14 protein-coding genes and 1 pseudogene are annotated in these 18,301 nt (G+C 72.0%); 8 read left to right on the top strand and 7 right to left on the bottom strand.

The window, feature by feature from the left end; genetic code table 11:
• Positions 1-187 precede the first annotated feature (187 nt).
• The 4 genes from AC5WS8_RS03730 to AC5WS8_RS03715 all read left to right on the top strand — a co-directional run bounded on the left by AC5WS8_RS03730 (position 188) and on the right by AC5WS8_RS03715 (position 5,394).
• Positions 188-1,774, top strand: a complete 1,587-nt coding sequence (locus AC5WS8_RS03730; protein WP_496101778.1) for a Na+/H+ antiporter — start codon at positions 188-190, stop codon at positions 1,772-1,774.
• 432 nt (positions 1,775-2,206) lie between these two features.
• Positions 2,207-3,304 carry a sugar ABC transporter substrate-binding protein gene (locus AC5WS8_RS03725; RefSeq protein WP_496101777.1) on the top strand — a complete coding sequence of 366 codons (1,098 nt, stop codon included), beginning with the start codon at positions 2,207-2,209 and terminating at the stop codon, positions 3,302-3,304.
• Between the two features lie 42 nt (positions 3,305-3,346).
• On the top strand, positions 3,347-4,129 hold the full coding sequence (locus tag AC5WS8_RS03720; RefSeq protein WP_496101776.1) for an ATP-binding cassette domain-containing protein: 783 nt from the start codon (positions 3,347-3,349) through the stop codon (positions 4,127-4,129).
• Entirely contained in the window at positions 4,126-5,394 is a 1,269-nt protein-coding gene (locus tag AC5WS8_RS03715) for a sugar ABC transporter permease (protein ID WP_496101945.1), read from the top strand. Before AC5WS8_RS03720 ends, AC5WS8_RS03715 begins: the two co-directional genes overlap by 4 nt.
• Positions 5,395-5,738: 344 nt before the next feature.
• Here AC5WS8_RS03715 and AC5WS8_RS03710 read toward each other — a convergent pair whose 3' ends face one another.
• Complete coding sequence (locus tag AC5WS8_RS03710) at positions 5,739-6,731, bottom strand: phospholipase D-like domain-containing protein (protein WP_496101775.1); 993 nt, start codon at positions 6,729-6,731, stop codon at positions 5,739-5,741.
• Positions 6,732-7,004: 273 nt separating this feature from the next.
• Here AC5WS8_RS03710 and AC5WS8_RS03705 point away from each other — a divergent pair, with 273 nt between their 5' ends.
• A complete protein-coding gene (locus AC5WS8_RS03705; RefSeq protein ID WP_496101774.1) occupies positions 7,005-7,505 on the top strand; it encodes a hypothetical protein in 501 nt (166 codons plus the stop codon).
• A 96-nt stretch (positions 7,506-7,601) separates the two neighbouring features.
• On the opposite strand, the gene AC5WS8_RS03700 is transcribed toward AC5WS8_RS03705, so the two are convergent.
• The 6 genes and pseudogenes from AC5WS8_RS03700 to AC5WS8_RS03675 form a co-directional block, all read right to left on the bottom strand.
• The gene (locus AC5WS8_RS03700) at positions 7,602-8,144 is read right to left on the bottom strand and encodes a hypothetical protein (protein WP_496101773.1); all 543 of its coding nucleotides are present in this window, start codon (positions 8,142-8,144) and stop codon (positions 7,602-7,604) included.
• A 25-nt stretch (positions 8,145-8,169) separates the two neighbouring features.
• Positions 8,170-8,573, bottom strand: a pseudogene (locus AC5WS8_RS03695) (hypothetical protein); the annotation flags it as partial.
• 335 nt (positions 8,574-8,908) lie between these two features.
• Positions 8,909-10,054, bottom strand: coding sequence for a substrate-binding domain-containing protein (locus AC5WS8_RS03690; RefSeq protein WP_496101772.1), 1,146 nt, complete (start codon positions 10,052-10,054; stop codon positions 8,909-8,911).
• Positions 10,055-10,088: 34 nt separating this feature from the next.
• Positions 10,089-11,168 carry an ABC transporter permease gene (locus tag AC5WS8_RS03685; RefSeq protein WP_496101771.1) on the bottom strand — a complete coding sequence of 360 codons (1,080 nt, stop codon included), beginning with the start codon at positions 11,166-11,168 and terminating at the stop codon, positions 10,089-10,091.
• Positions 11,165-12,790, bottom strand: a complete 1,626-nt coding sequence (locus AC5WS8_RS03680) for a sugar ABC transporter ATP-binding protein (RefSeq protein WP_496101944.1) — start codon at positions 12,788-12,790, stop codon at positions 11,165-11,167. The genes AC5WS8_RS03685 and AC5WS8_RS03680 overlap by 4 nt, the downstream gene beginning before the upstream one ends.
• A complete protein-coding gene (locus tag AC5WS8_RS03675) occupies positions 12,777-15,641 on the bottom strand; it encodes a SpoIIE family protein phosphatase (RefSeq protein ID WP_496101770.1) in 2,865 nt (954 codons plus the stop codon). Before AC5WS8_RS03675 ends, AC5WS8_RS03680 begins: the two co-directional genes overlap by 14 nt.
• A 369-nt stretch (positions 15,642-16,010) precedes the next feature.
• On the opposite strand from AC5WS8_RS03675, the gene AC5WS8_RS03670 reads away from it, so the two are divergent.
• The 3 genes from AC5WS8_RS03670 to AC5WS8_RS03660 all read left to right on the top strand — a co-directional run bounded on the left by AC5WS8_RS03670 (position 16,011) and on the right by AC5WS8_RS03660 (position 18,299).
• Entirely contained in the window at positions 16,011-16,490 is a 480-nt protein-coding gene (locus tag AC5WS8_RS03670; RefSeq protein WP_496101769.1) for an SH3 domain-containing protein, read from the top strand.
• A 223-nt stretch (positions 16,491-16,713) separates the two neighbouring features.
• Positions 16,714-17,517, top strand: a complete 804-nt coding sequence (locus AC5WS8_RS03665) for a helix-turn-helix domain-containing protein (protein WP_496101768.1) — start codon at positions 16,714-16,716, stop codon at positions 17,515-17,517.
• A 137-nt stretch (positions 17,518-17,654) separates the two neighbouring features.
• On the top strand, positions 17,655-18,299 hold the full coding sequence (locus AC5WS8_RS03660) for a hypothetical protein (protein WP_496101767.1): 645 nt from the start codon (positions 17,655-17,657) through the stop codon (positions 18,297-18,299).
• The last annotated feature ends 2 nt before the right edge of the window (positions 18,300-18,301 follow it).

Here is an 18,301-nt window from a genome sequence, read left to right as displayed (position 1 = left end):
AGCTCCCTTCACCGTGCCGTCGGCCCACCCCAAGAATGCCCGACGAGCCGACCCCGCTCGACCGTACCCGTGCCGGGCGTCCCCCGGCGTCCCCGGAGCCTGCCGCCTGCGGCACCGCCCGAGTTCGGTTACGTTGATGAAGCACCTGGTCGGAGGGGATCGAGTCGTAACCCATCGGGGACGCACCATGACCGGCCTGACCGTTGTCCTGCTGCTCGTGGTCCTGGCCACAGCCGTGGCGACCGGTGCCCGCCACTGGAGCCTGCCCGCCCCTTCGCTCCTCGTGGTCGCCGGACTGCTCGTGGGGCTGATGCCCTGGGTCCCCGAGGTTCGCGTGCCGCCCCACGTGATCAACGTGCTGGTGCTGCCCCCGCTGCTCTACGCCTCGGCCGGGGAGATCTCCGTCCGCGACCTGCGCACCGTCTGGCGCCCGGTCACCGGCCTGGTGTTCGGCCTGGTCCTCGCCTCGGCCGTCGCCGTCGGGTACGTCGCCCGGGCGATCACCCCGCTCAGCGGGGCGACCGCGTTCATCCTCGGCTCCGTCCTGGCCAGCACCGACCCCGTCGCCGTCACCGCACTGGGCCGGCGCCTGTCCCTCCCTCCGGGCGTGCAGGCCATGGTGCAGGCGGAAAGCCTGTTCAACGACGCCACGTCGCTGGTCCTGTACAAGGTCGCCGTGGTCACCGCGGTCACCGGAAGCGCCGTCTCCGTGTCCGGGACCGTCGAGCAGTTCCTGACCCTTGCCGGTGGAGGGGTGCTCATCGGGGCGGCGGTCGCCGTCGTGGTGACACTCGTCCGCAGACGGACCGAGGACCCCGTGCTGGAGACCGTCATCGCACTGGTCACCCCGTTCGCCTCGTACGTCGTCGCGGAGCAGTCCCACGCCTCCGGCGTGACCGCCGTCATCGTGTCCGGGGCCGTTCTCGGCAGCACGGGCCACAAGCTCGGCAACGCCCCCATCCGCCTCCAGGTCCACGCCGTCTACGACACCCTGACCTTCCTGCTGGAGAGCGTCGTCTTCGCCCTCATCGGCCTCCAGCTCCCCTCCGCCGTCCGTCACCTCGCGCACGACGAGCGCGGCTGGCCGCTGTGGGTGCCGTTGATCGCCTTCACCGTGCTGGTGATCCGACTGCTGTGGGTCTTCCCGTTGTCCGCCCTGATCCATCACCGGCACGGGGAGGGCGACAGGCGCCTGTCCTGGCGGGTTCCGGCCGTTCTGTCCTGGGCAGGAACCAGGGGCGTCATGCCGCTGGCCGCCGCTCTCTCCATCCCTCTGGTCACCCACACGGGAGCGCCGTTGCCGCACCGGGCGCTCATCCTCACCCTCACCACCGGGACCGTCGCGCTCACACTCGTCTTCCAGGGTTTCACCCTCGCCCCCGTCGTCCGCCGCTCCGGTATCGCCATGGAACCGGAGCACACCGCCCGAGAGGAGGCCCGGACCCGCCGGCACATTGCCCGCGCCGCTCTCGAAGAGCTCCAGCAGCTGGGCGACCCCGACCAGCTCGCCGAACTGGGTGCCGCCGCCGAGGCCGCCCTGAAACAGGCCCGTCGCCATCTGGAGGCGCGCATCCACCAGGTCGAGGACGCGCACTACAGCGACCCGGACGCCCGTCCGGCCGACGCCTACCGCGAGATACGCCGGGCACTCATCGCCATCGAGGCGGCCGAGCTCCAGCGCCTCTACGAAGAGAACAAGATCAGCAACGCCACTCGGCGCCGGATCCAGCGGGAGCTCGACCTGGAAGAAGCCAGCCTCCGCGACCGCGGCTGACCGCCGGGCCCGGTGACCGCTCGTGCGGGCCGACCGGGGCGCGCGACAGTGCTCCTCCGGGCGCGTTCGCCGGGCCCGGACGGCGATGAGCGGTTCGGCGACCGGTAGTGCCCCGGCCGGCCCGGGCCGCCGCCACGGACCTGTTGCGCTCGCATGCCACCGTTACGGACCCGTTGCGCTCGCAGGTCGCCGCAGCCGATGCCAGACTGACGACGAGGCCGTCATGTCACTCCCGGTCGGCACGTTGCGGGCGCGCCATGTGCGGGCGCCCGCATCGTCGCCGTCTGCCTTCCGGCGGGCCTCGGCCTGCCGGTCCGCGTGGCGACGACTCCCCACCCGGGCCCGGGACCTCTGGCGCCCTCGTCCACAGCGGCCCTGACCGGAGGACTGATCGGGCCTTGCCCCGGTGGAGGGCGCAGGGAGGTCTCCCGCATGAAGACCTGCATACGGAACGCCGTCATCGCTGGGGCCGCCGTCTCGGTGGCCGTTGCCCTCGCGTCCTGTGGACAGGGCGGGGGGAGCGGCCACCGAGACGGCGGCGGGAGCGGCCCGAGCATCGCCCTGCTGATGCCGGACGCCATCACGTCCCGCTGGGAGACGGACGACAGGCCCCTGCTGGAGAAGAAGATCAAGGAGTTGTGCGGCGACTGCACGGTCGAGCACGCCAACGCCCGGGGCGATGTGGCCACCCAGCAGCAGCAGGTGGACTCCATGATCACCAGAGGGATCGACGCGGTGGTGCTCGTGGCGGTCGACGCCAGGGCGCTCACCACGGCGGTCAGGAAGGCGCACGAGGCGGGCGTCCCCGTCATCGCCTACGACCGCCTCTCCGAGGGCCCGATCTCGGGCTATGTCTCCTTCAACGGTCAGGAGGTCGGCAGACTCCAGGGCAGGGCACTTGTGCGGGCCATGGCTCACAGAGGGCGCGGCGACGAGATCGTCATGATCAACGGCGACCCCACCGACCCCAACGCGGTCGCGTTCAAGGAGGGCGCACTGTCGGTACTCAAGGGCAAGGTCAAGATCGCCAAGATGTTCGACACGCCCATGTGGCGGTCGGACCTCGCCAACTCGGAGATGTCAGGTGCCATCGCCGGCCTCGGCGCCGCCAACATCGACGGCGTCTACTCCGCCAACGACGCCCTCGCCTCCGGCATCATCTCCTCGCTCAGGGCGAACAAGGTCAGCCCGCTGCCCCCGGTCACCGGGCAGGACGCGGACATCGGAGCGGTGCGGCGCATCGTCGCCGGCGAGCAGTACATGACGGTCTGGAAGCCGTTCCAGCCGGAGGCCGCCGAAGGCGCCGCCATGGCCGTGGCCGCCGCGCGCGGTGAGAGCCTCGACCGTGTCGCCACCACCACGGTGGACACCCGCGGCGCGAAGGCGGTTCCGGCCGTCCTGCTCACCCCGGTGTCCGTGACCGCCGGCAACATCAAGGACACCCTCGTGAAAGGCGGGGTGTACACGATCCAGCAGATCTGCATCCCCCGCCTCAAGGCTGCCTGCGACAAGCTGGGACTCATCGGGTAGGCCGGTTCAGACCGGTCCACCACGGCCGGGACCGGGAAGGAGATGGTTTCCGTGCCGGCTCCACCCCTGCTGGCACTGCACGGCGTCTGCAAACGCTTCGGCGTCGTCCAGGTCCTCGCCGACATCGAACTGGAGGTTCGGGCCGGTGAGGTGGTGGCACTCCTGGGCGACAACGGCGCCGGCAAGTCCACCCTGGTCAAGGTGATCTCGGGCGTCACGCCCGCGGACACGGGCGTCATCGAGTGGGAGGGCCGGCCGGTCCAGATCAGGCGTCCCCAGGACGCCCGGGCACTCGGCATCGCCACCGTGTACCAGGACCTCGCCCTGTGCGGGAATCTCGACGTCGTCGGCAACCTGTTCCTCGGGCGTGAGATCCGCAGGTTCGGATTCCTCGACGAAGTGGAGATGGAACGCCGCACCCGGGACCTGCTGAAGCGCCTGGCAACCGGCCTTGCCGATCTGCGCAGCCCGGTCGTCTCCCTGTCGAGCGGCCAGCGCCAGATGGTCGCCGTCGCCCGCTCGCTCCTCGGCGACCCACGGTTGCTCCTGTTGGACGAGCCGACGGCATCCCTCGGCATCCAGCAGACGGTCGAGGTCCTGGACCTGGTCGACCACCTGCGGGACCGCGGCATGGGAGTACTGCTGATCAGCCACAACATGGCCGACGTCAAAGCTCTCGCGGACCGGGCCGCGGTGCTGCGACTCGGCCGCAACAACGGCTTCTTCAACGTGAACACCGCGTCTCAGGAAGAGATCATTTCTTCCATCACCGGGGCCACGGAGAACGTTCCCCGCCGGATGGCCCACCGGGAGGTGGAGTGGTGAAGGAAAGCCGCAGGAGGGCGGACGACACGCGGACCGACCCCGCCGTCGGCCGTCAGCCGCCGCCAAGGCGGAAGAGCGCCCGTGTCCTGGCGGGCTGGGCCGCCGCGTCCCGGCGCAGGTTCATGGCCGGCGAATTCGGCTCCGTCCCGGTCATCCTCGTCCTCGCCGCGGTATGGATCGTCTTCCAGTGCCTCAACAAGAACTTCCTCTCGCCCCGGAACCTGTCCAATCTCAGCGTGGACATCGTGGGTACGGGCCTGATCGCGGTCGGCATCGTCTTCGTGCTGCTGATCGGTGAGCTCGACCTGTCGGTCGGCTCGATCAGCGGTCTCGCGGCGGCCGTCTTCGCCGTGCTCGACGTCAGCAACGGCGTACCGGAATGGCTCGCCGTCATCCTCGCGGTGCTCACGGGCACCGCCGCCGGGACCGTCCAGGGCTTCTCCGTCGCCAGAACCCGCGTGCCCGCGTTCGTCGTCACGCTCGCGGGACTGCTGACCTGGAACGGCCTGATGCTCTACATCCTCCGGACCAGCGGCACCATCGACCTGCCCGAGAACGGCTTCGTCGCCAACCTGACCAACTACTACTTCGCCAACGACGGCGTCGCCTACGGTCTCGCGGCGTTCGGCGCCGGCCTGCTCTTCCTCATCTCCTACCGGGACAGGCGGCGCCGTCGCGCCTGCGGCCTGCCGCACCGCTCGCTCGCGGAGGTCGGCGTGCGCTCGGGCGTGCTCGCGGTGGTCGCGTTCGCCGCCGCCTACGTGCTCAACCGGTTCCAGGGCCTGCCCCTGGCCCTCCTGATCTTCCTCGTCATCACGGCCGCCCTGGACATCCTCCTGCGCGGCACCCACTACGGACGACAGATCTACGCACTCGGCGGCGGCATCGAGGCGGCCCGCCGCGCCAGTCTCAGCGTGGTGCGGGTGCAGACCGCGGTGCTCGCCGTCTCGGGCACGATGGCCGCGATCGGCGGCCTGTTCCTCGCCTCGCGCATCACCTCGGTGAGCCAGTCCTCCGGTTCGGGCGTCCTGCTGCTGAACGCCATCGCGGCCGCGGTCATCGGCGGCACCAGCCTGTTCGGGGGACGCGGCACCACCTGGTCGGCGGTGCTCGGCGCGCTGATCATCCAGTCGATCTCCTCGGGCATGGCGATCACGGACATCCCCATCGCCCTCCAGTTCGTGATCACCGGCGGAGTGCTGTTCGCGGCGGCGGTCGTCGACGCGCTGTCACGGCGGTCGCAGGAGGCACACGGGCGGGCTTGAGCGGACCGGGACGGCCGGGGCGCCGCAGCCGCGGCACCGAGTCGACCACCACGCGTCGGCAGTCGTCCCGCAGGCGAGGACGCAGCCGAAGCCGCCTGACTCCCGGCGCGGTACGGCGCCGATGAGCAGGCCGCGGGCACAGAGCCCGCAGGCACCTAAACGGCTGAGACTTCTTGGGATCCCGGCGTTCTCGACCGGCTCCAGACCTCCTCCGACAGTCGGGCCTCAAGGTGGGCGGACTCCGCATACCGGCGGCGCGACGGAGTCCGAAGGGCGCGACGAGTCCCGATGCCCGCGGGAGCAGAGGTGCCGCAGGGCATCGGGACAGGGGCACCGGTGTCGGATCAGGCGGGAGTGCCGCCCGCGTAGTCGCTGCTGAAGGTGGTCTCGACGGTGGTGGCCACCGCCTCCGCCACCCCGGTACCCGTGAGGATGAGGCCGAGCTCGCGGTTGTTGTTCAGCGAGTTGCTGCTGATGTTCATGGAACCCGCCTCCACCTTCTGGGTGGACAGACCGTAGTCGGCGACCATCGCCTTGGCGTGGATGTAGAAGCCGTTGGGGTCGGAGTAGCCGACGACGGTGCCGCCCGCGGCCTTGATCGCGGACACCTCGCTGGAGTAACTGGACGGGTTCTCCAGGACCACGCGCACGGCCACGCCCGCCTGCGCCCGCGCCACGATGGCGTTGACCACCGTGCTGTCGCTGAGTTCCAGCTCTTCGACGTCGAGCTTCGCGGTGGCGCCGTCGATGACGGACAGCAGGCGGTTGCGGGAGTCGGTGGGGGACCAGAGCAGGTGGTCGCCGTCGGTCGGGGTGATCGAGGTGCCGGTGTAGTCGGCGTTGAAGACCTTCTCGATCGAGGCGACGTCGCGGCTGTCGTCGTCGAACACGCCGTAGTCACGGCTGGTCGTGTAGTACTGGGAGGTGAGGTTGCCTGTCATGATCAGCGACTTGACGTCGTCCACCGTGATGGTCTTCTGGTGGGTGTAGACGAAGGTGGACGGCGACCACACCACTCCGACCCCGGCGCTCCTCAGGGAGTTGTACGCCGAGCTGTTGGCGGACTGGTGCTGGCGGTCCAGGATGACCCGCACGGTGACGCCCTTGTTCTCCAGGGCTATGAGGTCGTTGACCGCGGTGGTGTCCTCCAGCTCGTACATGGTCATGTCGAGAGAGGTGGTGGCCGAGTTGATGAAGTCGTAGATGGTGGGCTGGCTGCCGCTCTGCGAGAAGGCGAACGCGGAGTAGCTCGCTGCGTTCGCGGGGAGGGCGGTGGCGAGTACGACGACGCCGGCCGCGAGGGCGACACCTGCCCGGCCGAGGGCCTTCCACAACATGTCTGACTCCTGGTCGAGTTGACGTTCGGAGCGGGGGGTGGGCGCGTGCATGACACCACGCGCGTAGACGTCGAGGAAGGGCAGCACGGTGAACTTGGGGTGACCGGCCGGCCGCGCGCGCGGACAAAGTGGACCCGGCGCAGGTGGCAGGCGAGGTGAGCGATCCCCTCGAAAGCGCAAAGGTTTCGTATGCGGCGGCCCGGGGTCCGCGTACGCCGGGAGGACTACGGCTCCGGTGCGCCGAGGGGCCGGACCCCGACCATGGTGATCGGCATGCCGTCCACGCACCTGCTGATCATCGGAGACCGTGCCGCCCTGAGCTGGGTGGTGACCGAGCAGCGGATGGCATTCCCGGCGGGCCGGGCCAGGGCGGCTCGTGCGTTGGAACGGGGAGACGAGATCTTCCTGTACACCACCCGGGGCTGCTTCCGGAACCCGACGCGTGACCTCGGACGCGTCGTCGGCCGTGCCACGGTCGCCAGTTCCGTGCGGGCGCTGGAGGAGCCGGTCCTCTTCGGGGAGCGCTCCTTCACCGAGGGCTGCCGCCTGGAGGTGTCCGGCCTGGCACGGTTCCGTGAGGGGCTGGTCCTGCGCGACCTGGTCCCGCGGCTGGCGGTCTTCCCCGATCCGGCGACGTGGAGCGTACGCATGAGGCGGGCGTCGCTGACGTTGCCGCCGGGTGACGCCGACCTGGTGCGTACGGAACTGGAGCCGCTGTTGCGTCCCTACGGTCTGGCCGTCGAGGGGTACCGCTGGGAGTCGGCGCCGACCTGAACCGGTACGAGGCGCAAGCCGTGCACCGGACCGCGGCGGTGGAGAGATCAGCGGCAGGCGATCGACCTCGGCCGACCTGGTCCTCGCCGGCCGGCCTCACCGGTAGTCGTCGGGGTGGGACTGCATCCAGGTGTTGACCTTGTCCCGGGTGCTCAGCAGGAGTTTCTGGTGCCGTTTGAGGTTCGGGAAGGCGACGTCGCCCTTGAGGGTGTCCTGCATCGCGCGGATCGAGTTGAGGGGCCCGGCGAAGTGGCCGCTTCCCTTCGGGCTGGCTTTCATCGAGTTGTACAGGTCGTCGAGATTGGTCAGCACCCGGGTGAGGAAGTACTCGCAGTTGCCCGGCGTGGTGCAGCCGTCGTTGTAGGTGGCCTGGAGCACGGCGAAGGCATCCCGGACCTGCGGCACCGCGGCTCCCGGCGCGGCTTCCGTGGTCGGGTAGCCCGACGCCCCGGAAGCGGTCGCGGCCGACGCGCCGGGACTTGCCGCGGCGCTGCTCGCAGAGGAGGCCGGTGCGGTGGGGGACGAGCCACCACCGGGGGCCGCCGGCGCAGTGCCGTCGTGTCCGGACGAGCACGCTGCCAGCAGGACCGCCGCCAGCAGTGTCGGCGCTGCGCGACGCGCGGCTGTGGCTGAGTACACGAGACCTCCGGTTGATCGACTACCCGTGGATGTCACCGGGCGCCCCCTTCGACGCCATCGGGCGAACGATGCCCTGACCGAACCGGGCGGCAACCTTCGCCGGACCACCATGCGGTACAGGCCTTCGCCGGCAGCGGCAGCCGTGGCCGCCACAGAGGAACTTCGCGCAGATTGCGTGATGAGCTGCGACAGGTGCTGCCCCAAGGGACTCGCGGCATCGAGCGGGATACCTCGGCCGCGGTCGAGGGTGTCGGGCAGCGGATGTACCTCACGTGTGGCAACCGGCTCGTCCGCCGGGCCGGCCGGCACACCGCGCAGTTCAGCCAGGCGCTCAGCCGTCATCGGCTCGTCTCCGGTCAATGCGGGCACCCGGACGTCAGCGGTCGCCGGCGTCCACAGCGGAACGATCGCCTTGCGGTCGTCAGTCATCGTCTCCCCTTGATTTCCGACCACAGCCTACGGCTGACGTCCGACAAGAACAGCCAGGATCTCGTGTATCCGGCTACGGGCGCTGTCTGCGGGTGAACTGACGACCCGGCAGCAGAAGGACGTTCCTCACCCGCGTCGAGGATTGCCCAGATCAAGCACGTCGCGAGGCGGGGGCCCAGGAGGTGAGTCGCGGCCCGAGGGAAACGGCCGCGTGGAAGCCCCTCGCGCTGCACCGCAGACCCGGCGTGCCCACTCATTTCCCGGGCTGGGACACGGAACCACCGCTGCTCGCTCCGGAGGAGGCGGGCGAGTTGCCGCGCGGCTGACACAGTCCGCTACGTGCCCCAGATCCCCCGATAAGCGTCCCGATACCCCACCGGATCCCACGACGTCGCCGCTCCGATGTTCTGTGCCGTGGCCACATGCACCGGAGCCACGTACCCACTCGCCGGAGCCCCCGCGAACGCCCGGTTGAACTCGTCCACGATCTGCCAGCCCTGCTGCGTGAGCGGTTCCGGGACCGTCGCCGCCTGGTACCGGCCGTTCCTGATGCGCTCGAACGCGGACGGATCCCCGTCTCCCGCGCCGATGTTGAAGGGAGGACCCGAGCCCTTCCTGCCCGCGGCGCGCAGGGCCGGGGCGGCGTCCGCGAAGTAGAGGTCGTTGATGGCCGCCGAGTGGGTCCAGCGGTCGCCCAGGCGGGCCGCCAGCGAGGAGACCTCCTGGGGCACGCGGCTGCTCGCGTCCGGGAGCGGGATGTTCTCGTACGACAGGAGACGGACGCCTGCGCAGGTCGACAGCTCCTTCCTGATCAAGTCCGCCTTGTTCTTCGCGAACGGGATCGAGTCGTCGGTGAACAGCACGGTGCCCGCCCGGCCGCCGGAGTGTGTGATGATCCAGTCCGCCGTGGTCCTCGCGACGTCCTCCACCCTGGTGGTGATGTTCGTGAAGAGCCGGGGTCGCGCGCTCGGGCCGGGCCTGTCCACCGCGTGCCAGCCGATCAGCGGGATGCCCTCCGCGTTGGCCCTGGCCACCTGCTGAGCCGTGGAGCCGGGATCGAAGCCGCCCAGCACGATGCCCGACGGCTTGAGCGCGATCGCCTGGCTCAGCGCCGCCTGGATGCCGGCCGGTGTGCCCGCTCCGTCGATGACCGTGAACTTCCAGCCGATGACCTTCGCAGCCTCCTGCGCGCCGTTCGCCGTGCCGGCGACGCCCGGGTTGGTCATCGTCTGCGCGACGTAGACGATCGTCCGGCCTCGCACCGCCCTGGGGCCGGTCGTGGGGCCGTTCCAGGCGGTGTGGGGCTGCTCGGCCCGGCGTACGGCCGACTGCGCCCGGGCGAAGGCCGCCGGGCAGCCGGACGCCGACGGCTCGACGGAGGTCCGGGTGCCCGGCGGCGATCCGCGTTCGCAGCCGGCGGCGAGGACGACGACGACCGCCAGGGCGGCGGTGCCGACGGCGGTTGTGCGGTTCACGTGCACAGTTTCCCGCTTTCGGTCGCGTCGAGGCGGTCACTCAAGGAGGGCGCGGCGGGTCTTCGCCGGTCATCCGCGTGGGGCGGCAGTCCCCTGCGGCCGCGCGGACGCGGCGGCGCGCCGCGTAACCCGCCAGGCCGACCGCCAGCAGCAGGGTGCCGCCGTCGAACAGCGGTGTGACCCAGAAGTCCGCGCCGAGCTGCTGAATTCCGGCCAGACCGATCGCCAGTACCGCGACGGCGACGAGGGTTCCGGCGGCGTTGGCGCGGCCCGGCCTGATGGCGGTCGAGCCGAGAAGCGCGCCGACGAAGGCGGGGAGCAGGTAGTCCATGCCCACGCTCGGGTTGCCGAGCTGTTGCTGCGCCGCCAGCAGTACTCCCGCGGCGCCGACGACCAGCCCGGAGGTGGTGAAGGCGTAGACGCCGTAGCGGCGGGCGGGGATGCCGACCAGGTCGGCGGCGCGCGGGTTGGAGCCGATGACGTAGAGGTAGCGGCCGAGCGGCAGGCGTTCCAGCAGCAGCCAGAGCAGGACGGCCAGCGCCAGGACGTAGAAGGCGGGGAGGGGCAGGCCGAGGAACGTGGCGTCGTAGAGGCCGGTGAAGGCGGGCGGCAGGCCCGCCGGGCCGGGTACGATCCGCGCGCCGCCGGTGACCCAGCCGGTGATCCCGTACATCACCGTGCCCGTGCCGAGGGTGGCGATGAAGGAGTTGATCCGGGCGAACTCGACCAGCAGGCCGTTGCAGACGCCGACGACCCCGCCGCCGACGACGACGGCGATGCAGGCCGCGGGCCAGGGCCAGCCGTCGGCCGCCATCAAGTGCAGGACCATCACATGGGCGAGGCCCAGGCCGTATCCGATGGACAGGTCGAACCGGCCGGTGGCGATGGGAATCGTCGCGCCCAGCGCGAGGGTCGCCGACACCGACTGGTTGGAGAGGATCGAGGAGACGTTGTCCAGCGTCGGAAACGTGCCCGGCAGGGCCAGGGAGAAGACGAGGAACAGCAGGGCGGTCAGGAGCAGCAGGCCGTAGGCGCCGATGACGTGGCCTCGCGCACGGGCCGAGCGCCGGCGGGGCGGGCGGGACGGGCCGCGTGGGGACCGCGGGGCGGGGCCGGTCATCGCTCCGTGGCCGTTCCGGTGATCCCGGGCATGGCCGACGCCGCGCGGGTCAGTCCCGGGACCGTGAGGGCCCCGCCGGTCAGCTCGGCCACCATGGTCCCGCGGGCGAAGACCAGGGCACGGTGGCACACGTGGGCGACCTCCTCGAAGTCCGTGGAGCACAGCAGGACCGCCGCGCCGGAGGCCAGTGCCTCGTCGAGCAGGCGGTGGATCGCCGCCTTCGCGCCGACGTCGATGCCGGCGGTCGGCTCCTGCAGCACCAGCAGACGCCGGCCCAGCCTGAGCCACCGGCCCACCATGATCTTCTGCTGGTTGCCGCCGGACAGCGTGTCGATCCGGGCCTCGGTGTCGCGGGGCCGCACCCCGTACCGGTCGAGCAGGGCCAGGGCGGTGGCGCGCTCGTGCCGCGGGTTCATCCAGCGAGGCGCGCGCGGGACCTCCGCCCGGGGGTTTGCCAGGAGGTTCTCGCGGACGGTGAGGTCGTGCAGGCAGCCCTCCTCCTGCCGGTCGTCGGTCACGAAGCCGACCCCGGCGTCGACGGCGGCGGCCACCGTGCGGGGGCGGTAGGGGCGGCCGTCCAGCAGGACGCGTCCGCCGAGGATCGGCCCCGAGCCGGCGAGCGCCCGCCCCAGAGCCATGTGACCGGCGCCGGTGAGCCCGGCCGCGCCCAGCAGCTCACCGGACCGAAGCTGGAGGCTGACCGGCCCCGCGGTCTCGGTGCGGACCTCCTCCAGGCGGAGCACGACCGGTCCGTGCCCGCGTGCAGTCGCAGGCCGATGGACTGCCGGTCCGTGTGCGGGACCGGTCGTGGGCGGGTGGTCGTCCGGTCCGTGCGCGGGGCCGGTCGCAGGCGGGTGGAGGTCGTGCTCATGTCCGACGATGTCCCGGACCAGACGCGCCGGGGGATGGTCCGCGAGGCGGCCCCGGCTGACGACGCGACCGTCGCGCAGCACGGCGAAGCGGTCGGCCACCCGGTACACCTCGTCGAGCCGATGGCTGACGTACACGATGCCGTGACCGCGGTCGCGCAGGGCGTGCAATACGTCGAACAAGCGTGCGCAGTCGGTCGCGGGCAGGCTCGCCGTGGGCTCGTCGAGCACGATCAGCGCGGCGCGGGTGGACAGCGCGCGGGCGATCGCCACCAGCGAGCGCTCGGCCCGGCCGAGGTCGGCGACCCGGGCGTCCGGGTGGAGATGGCCGCCGACGGTTTCCAGGGCCTCCGCGCCACGCTCGCGTGTCCGCCGCCACGAGATCATTCCGAGGCGCCGCGGGTACCCGGTGCCCAGCGCGATGTTCTCCGCGACCGTCATCCATCCGACGAGCCCCAGGTCCTGGTGGATGAAGGACATGGCCCGTGAGGCGGCGTGGGTGCCGAGCGGGTGTCCGGCCACCGTCACGTCTCCCTCGTCGGGGCGGTGCACCTGGGCGAGCACCTTGATGAGGGTGGACTTGCCGGCGCCGTTGGGACCGAGCAGCGCGACGACGCTGCCCCGGTGGACATCGAGGTCGACCGAGTCCAGCGCGAGCGTGCCGCCGAACCGCTTGCCGAGCCCCCGGATGCGCAGGAGGGGTTCCGCACCGCTGTCGTTCGCGGCGAACTCCGGGACGTCATGCCGGGCCAGCGAGGTCCCCTCCGTCCATGTCGTGCGGCGTGGCCTCCGGCGGCCCGCCCGACGGCGCCTGAAGGGCGCACTCCGCCCAGATGACCTTGCCCTCGGCGGTGTAGCGGGTGCCCCAGGCCTGGGCGAGCTGCGCCACGAGGAACAGGCCCCGGCCGCCCTCGTCGTAGGTGGCCGCGTGGCGAAGGTGCGGTGCGGTGTCGCTGGTGTCGGCGACCTCGCAGATCAGGGTGCGGTCGTGGATGAGGCGTACGCGGATGGGGCCGCTGCCGTAACGGACGGCGTTGGTGACCAGTTCGCTCAGCAGCAGTTCCGCGGTGAACGACACCTCGTCCAGGCCCCAGTCGGCCAGGCGGCGGATGGCGGCGGCGCGGACGTCCTTGACGCGGGCCGGGTCGGCGGGCAGCGACCAGTCGGCGACCCGGCGCGGATCCAGTGCGCGGGTGCGGGCGACCAGCAGCGCGATGTCGTCCTCGGGGTGCTCCGGCGCCACGGTGGCGAGGATCGCACGGCAGGTCTCGTCCGGGGTGTGGTCCGGCTGCGCCAGCGCCCGGCGCAGCAGCTCGAAGGAGGTGTCCAGGTCCCGCTCGCGGTCCTCGACGAGCCCGTCGGTGTACAGGACGAGTTCGCTGCCCTCGGGAACGGGGATCTCGACGGACTCGAACGGCAGGCCGCCGAGGCCCAGAGGAGGGCCGGCGGGCAGGTCGGGGAACGCCACGCTGCCGTCGGGGTGTACCAGCGCGGGCGGCAGATGGCCGGCGCGTGCCAGTGCGACCTGCTGCGAGATGGGGTCGTAGACGGCGTACAGGCAGGTCGCGCCGATGGTGCCGGTGGAGCGGCAGTCGGTCTCGTCCCGGTCGATGCGGCTCACCAGGTTGTCGAGGTGGGTGAGGACCTCGTCGGGGGCGAGGTCGAGTTCGGCGTAGTTGCGCGCGGCCGTGCGCAGCCGGCCCATGGTGACCGCGGCGTGCAGGCCGTGGCCCACCACGTCGCCGACGACGAGCGCGACCCGGGTTCCGGAGAGGGGGATGACGTCGAACCAGTCCCCGCCGACCTCCCACTCGGCGGGCTGGTAGCGGTGCGCGATCTCGAGGGCGTTCTGCTCCGGCAGCCGGTTCGGCAGCAGGCTGCGCTGGAGCGCCAGGACCATGGTGTGCTCGCGGGTGTAGCGGCGGGCGTTGTCGATGCAGATCGCGGCGCGTGTGGCGAGCTCCTGGGCCAGCGAGCGGTCGTCGTCGTCGAAGGGCGACGGGGTCGCGCAACGGTAGAGGCCGGCGACGCCGAGGACGACGCCGCGGGCGAGCAGCGGGACGGCGACCAGGGAGTGGACGCCGAGGGCGACGAGGCGTTCGGTGTGCGCGGGCTCCTGGGAGATCCAGCCGGTGGAGACCCTCAGATCGGGTACCAGCACGGCCTGCTCGCGGTCCAGGGCCCGGGACTGGGGTGTCGAGGGGCGCGGGTCGACCCGCGCGCCGACCGGGTAGAAGGGGAGGTCGTCGCGGGTGCCGTGACTCACCGCGCGCACCATGCCGGTGCGCGGGTCGGCCGCCTCCTCGCCGCTCAGGACGGCCTCGGGCAGGTCGATGACGATGTGGTCCGCGAGAAGCGGTACGGCCATCTCGGCCAGTTCGAGGGCCGTGCGGCGCACGTCCAGGGTGGTACCGATACGGGCGCTCGCCTCGGACAGCAGCTCCAGACGGCGGCGCGCCGCCATGGCGTACGTTCCCACGCCGGGCTCCCCGACGAGGACCAGCCGGCCGTCGGCGGTCGCCGGCGCGGGTTCACCCTCGCGGAGCTGCTCGGGCGACTGTTCGGGAGAACCGACTCTCACGCGCCCGGACGTCCTGGGCGGCACACCGGGCAGGCTCCGGGGCACGGGAACGGCGAGCGCGTCCCGCGGGGCGAGGGCGCGGGGCTCGCCGGGCAGGGTGAGCCCCGGCCCGAGGCCGTCCTCGTCCAGGACCGCCTCGACGGCGACGCCCTCCATGCCGCCGGGGCCGGTCACCACATGGCTCAGCAGGGTGAGCCGGCGGCCTTCGGAGAGGACCACATCGACCGCGCCGCGCTGAGCCGTGGAGATCAACTCGGCGGCCTTCTCCTGGACGGTCACCCGGTCGCGCCCGGCCAGCCCGCTCAGGGGCGGCTCGTCCACGCCGATGCCCGCGGTGCCGGGCATCTGCGCACCGACGGCGGCGCGGCGCCGGGCGGCGAGGTACGCCTGAAGCAGGGCACGTTCGCGCGCCGAACTCTGTTCCAGCAGGCGGCGCTCGATCGCGCGGGCGGCCTTGGCGATCAGGACGTCCGTGATCAGGCTCGCGTCGGTGCGGGCGCAGCCGAAGCACAGGACGCCCTCGATACGTCCGCTGAGCAGGTCCCGGATCGGGGTGGCCGCACAGGCGTTGTCCTGCGACCGCTCGGCGAAGTGCTCCGCGCCGTACAGCCGGCACAGCCGTCGCTCCGCCAGGGCGAGACCGATGCCGTTGGTGCCCGCCACCTCCTCGGCGAACACGAATCCGGGGACGACCTGGAACGGGGGCAGCCTGCGCGGCAGCGACGGCTGCCCGAAGCGACGGGCGAGCACCGTGCCCTCCGCGTCGGTCAACCCAATGTTCATCCGGCTGCCGGCGAACCGGCACTGCAGCCAGTCGAGCACGGGGTCGGCCGCGCGGACGAGCCGTGCGTCCGTGTCGACGTCCGGACGGTAGGGGAGGTCGGCCCGGTCGGGGGAGAGGCCCAGCAGGACGGAGCGCCGCCAGGAGTTGAGGATCATGCTCCGTACGCCGCTCTCGACGCTCCCACCCTGCAGGAACCGCTCGCGAAGCGGGGCGAGGTCGATGCCATCGTCCACGACCATGTGCATCACTCCCCTCGCGACCCCCGCGGGGCTGCTCCGCCGCCCTCCTCGGGGAAGGTGGGCGTACGTACTTTTAGAGGCTATCTCCCTATAAGGTGCTAATCACTCATTTCGGACATCCCGTCGTCGGTGAGGTCGGCCGAGCCTGGATGCCGGTGATGTGTACAGGCTCCTCCCGCCTGTCACGACCGCACGGCCGCGAGCGCCGCCTGCTGGCGCGTCCCGATGGCTCGTCGTCGCCCCTCGTCCCACGGGACGTCCCCCGTATCCCTGGCACAACGGGACGGAATCCCCGGCCCTCGGCGCGGAAACGCTGGGCGACATGAGATCACGCAGACCGTGATCGGCATCGTCAGCACGGAGGTTCCCATGATTCGCCGGACACTGCAGAGCGGCCTGGTGGCCGCGGTCGCGCTGTTCGCGTTGGTGCCCACGGCCGCCGTCGCCGCCGACGGGGGCCGGCCCACCCCGGCGCCGGTCGTCCGGACGGTCCCGCACCGCCCGCACATCCCGCTCCCCGTCCCGGCCCGGCACCGCGCGCACCGTTCCGCACGGTGCTCGCAGCCCGCCCGCCACACCCGGCACGTCACGCACGTCGTCCACCACCGGCGCGCCGTCCGCGTCGTGGGGTACGTCGCCACACGTCACCTCGGGCTCAACGTCCGCTCCGGTCCCGGCTTCCGCTACCGCGTCGTCGGCCACCGTCATGTCAACGGCCGCCTCGTCCTCGTCTGCAAGAAGAACGGCTCGTACGTCCTCGGCAACCCGCGCTGGTACAAACTGTCGGGCAACCGGGGGTACGTCTCCGCCCGCTACGTCCACACGCGGGGCGCCCTGCCCTGGTGCTGACAAGCCGATCGCTCTCCCCTCCAAGGGGCGGCCTGCCCGGTCACGCGCGTGACCGGGCAGGCCGCCGGCGCGTTCCGCCCCGGCGACCGGACATTTCTCATACCGGTCCCGATGTGTGGCGACACCGCACCCCCGGGAACACATCTCGACAACCAGGGCGAACCACCCAAACAGGATTAGGTGTTGAGGGACAGGTCATGCGACAGCCCCAAGGATCGAGACCGTGAAAGCCGGCGCGGCACGGACGGCGGCGCCGTGCGGTCCCCCGGCCGTACCGCCCGCACAGACGGACGAGGCGTTCGTGACCACGCTGCGCGATCTGAGGGAGCGCACCGGTCTCAGTCTCGCGGCCCTGGCCACACGCACCCCGTACAGCAAGTCCGCCTGGCACCGCTATCTCAACGGCGCCCAGCGGCCCCCTCGTTCGGCGGTCGAGGCGCTCGCCGCACTCGCCGGTGCCGACGCCGGCCCGGTGCTGGCCCTGTGGGAGGCGGCCGACCGCCCGCCGACCGCGGACACCCCGCCGCACGACGGCCCCCCATCGCACGCCGCCCGGCTCCGCAGGCTGCCGCTCTCGGCGGTCGCGCTGATCGTCACCGTCACCGCGGTCGCCGTCGCCCTCCTCGCCGCGGACCGCTCCGGTGCGCCGGGCGGGCGCCTCGCCGCGGCCTCGCCCCGGTGCCGGGGCGACGCCTGCCAGGGACAGCTGCCCGACGTGTCCGCCTGCGACCGGGACGCGCAGACCAAGAGCAAGGTCCGCGACACCTCCTACGCGGTGCGCCTCGAGTACTCCCCGGCCTGCGGCACCGCCTGGGCCGAGGTCGACGCGGCGGCCTCCGACGCCCGCGTCATCTCCGTCCGCAAGGGGCGGGACGTGCTCTCCGCGGCGTATCCGGGAGACGGCTCCGGCGGCTCGGCGAGCCCCATGCTCGCCGTGACGTCGCCCGACGACGTGGAGGCGTGCGCCAGGGTGGACGGCAAGCTGGCGTGCACGGGCCTGGACGCCGAGCCCGCCGAGGAGCACTGACCGTATGAACGCACCGCCCCGGCCGGTGTCCGGTGTTCGCGCTCTGGCCCGTGCGGATGTCCTACATGTTGTAGGGTTTGGCCCGTCCGTCCGCCGGTCGGTATCGGCCGGCCCGTTGAGCGCCGATCGGGGGATCTGTGCGGGAGTCCGAGGAGCCGTCACCAGCGGGCGGCCCGATCTTCGAACGGCTGCTGGACCGGGCTCTCGGCCATCCGCGGACCGTGGCGGCGATCGGCGCCACCTGCGCGGGACCGGTGCGCGAGCGGCTGCGTGCGCGGGCGCTGGAAGCACGCGACCGCCTCGCCGGGACCGCCGCCGACGAGTACGACCACTACCTCGCCCTGCGGGCCGCGGCCGCCGGCCGCGACGCGCCGGAGGGGGAGGAGCACGACGGCGATCGTATGCAGAAAAGGCTCCTGCCCGCGCTCGCGGTCCTGGTACCGAGCCTCGGAGCCGCCGCCACGGGGGTGTTCCTGCTGTGCGGCTTCGGGCTGCGGGCCTTCGCCGTGCGCCCGCACATCGGCGACGGACTCGTGATGTCCGGGGTGATCGCCGCCGTCGTGACGGCGGGAGCCGCCCTGGGGGACCTCGGCTGGCTCCTGGCGGCCCGTGCCCGGGCCCGCCGCGGCGACGGCGACCCCGCGGAACGCGATCCCCGGGTGCGCCGGGCCCGCGAGGTCTGGGAGCGGGCCCTGCTCGAGCGGGCGATCGTGCCGTTCCTGCTCGAACAGGCGGACGTCGAACGCGCCGGTCTCGAGCACGCCGAGGAGAGAGCCCCGTAGAC

The organism is Streptomyces sp. PTL18 (assembly GCF_059510295.1).
The sequence above is the reverse complement of the archived record's forward strand: the minus strand, read 5'-3'. Positions and strand labels throughout refer to the sequence as shown.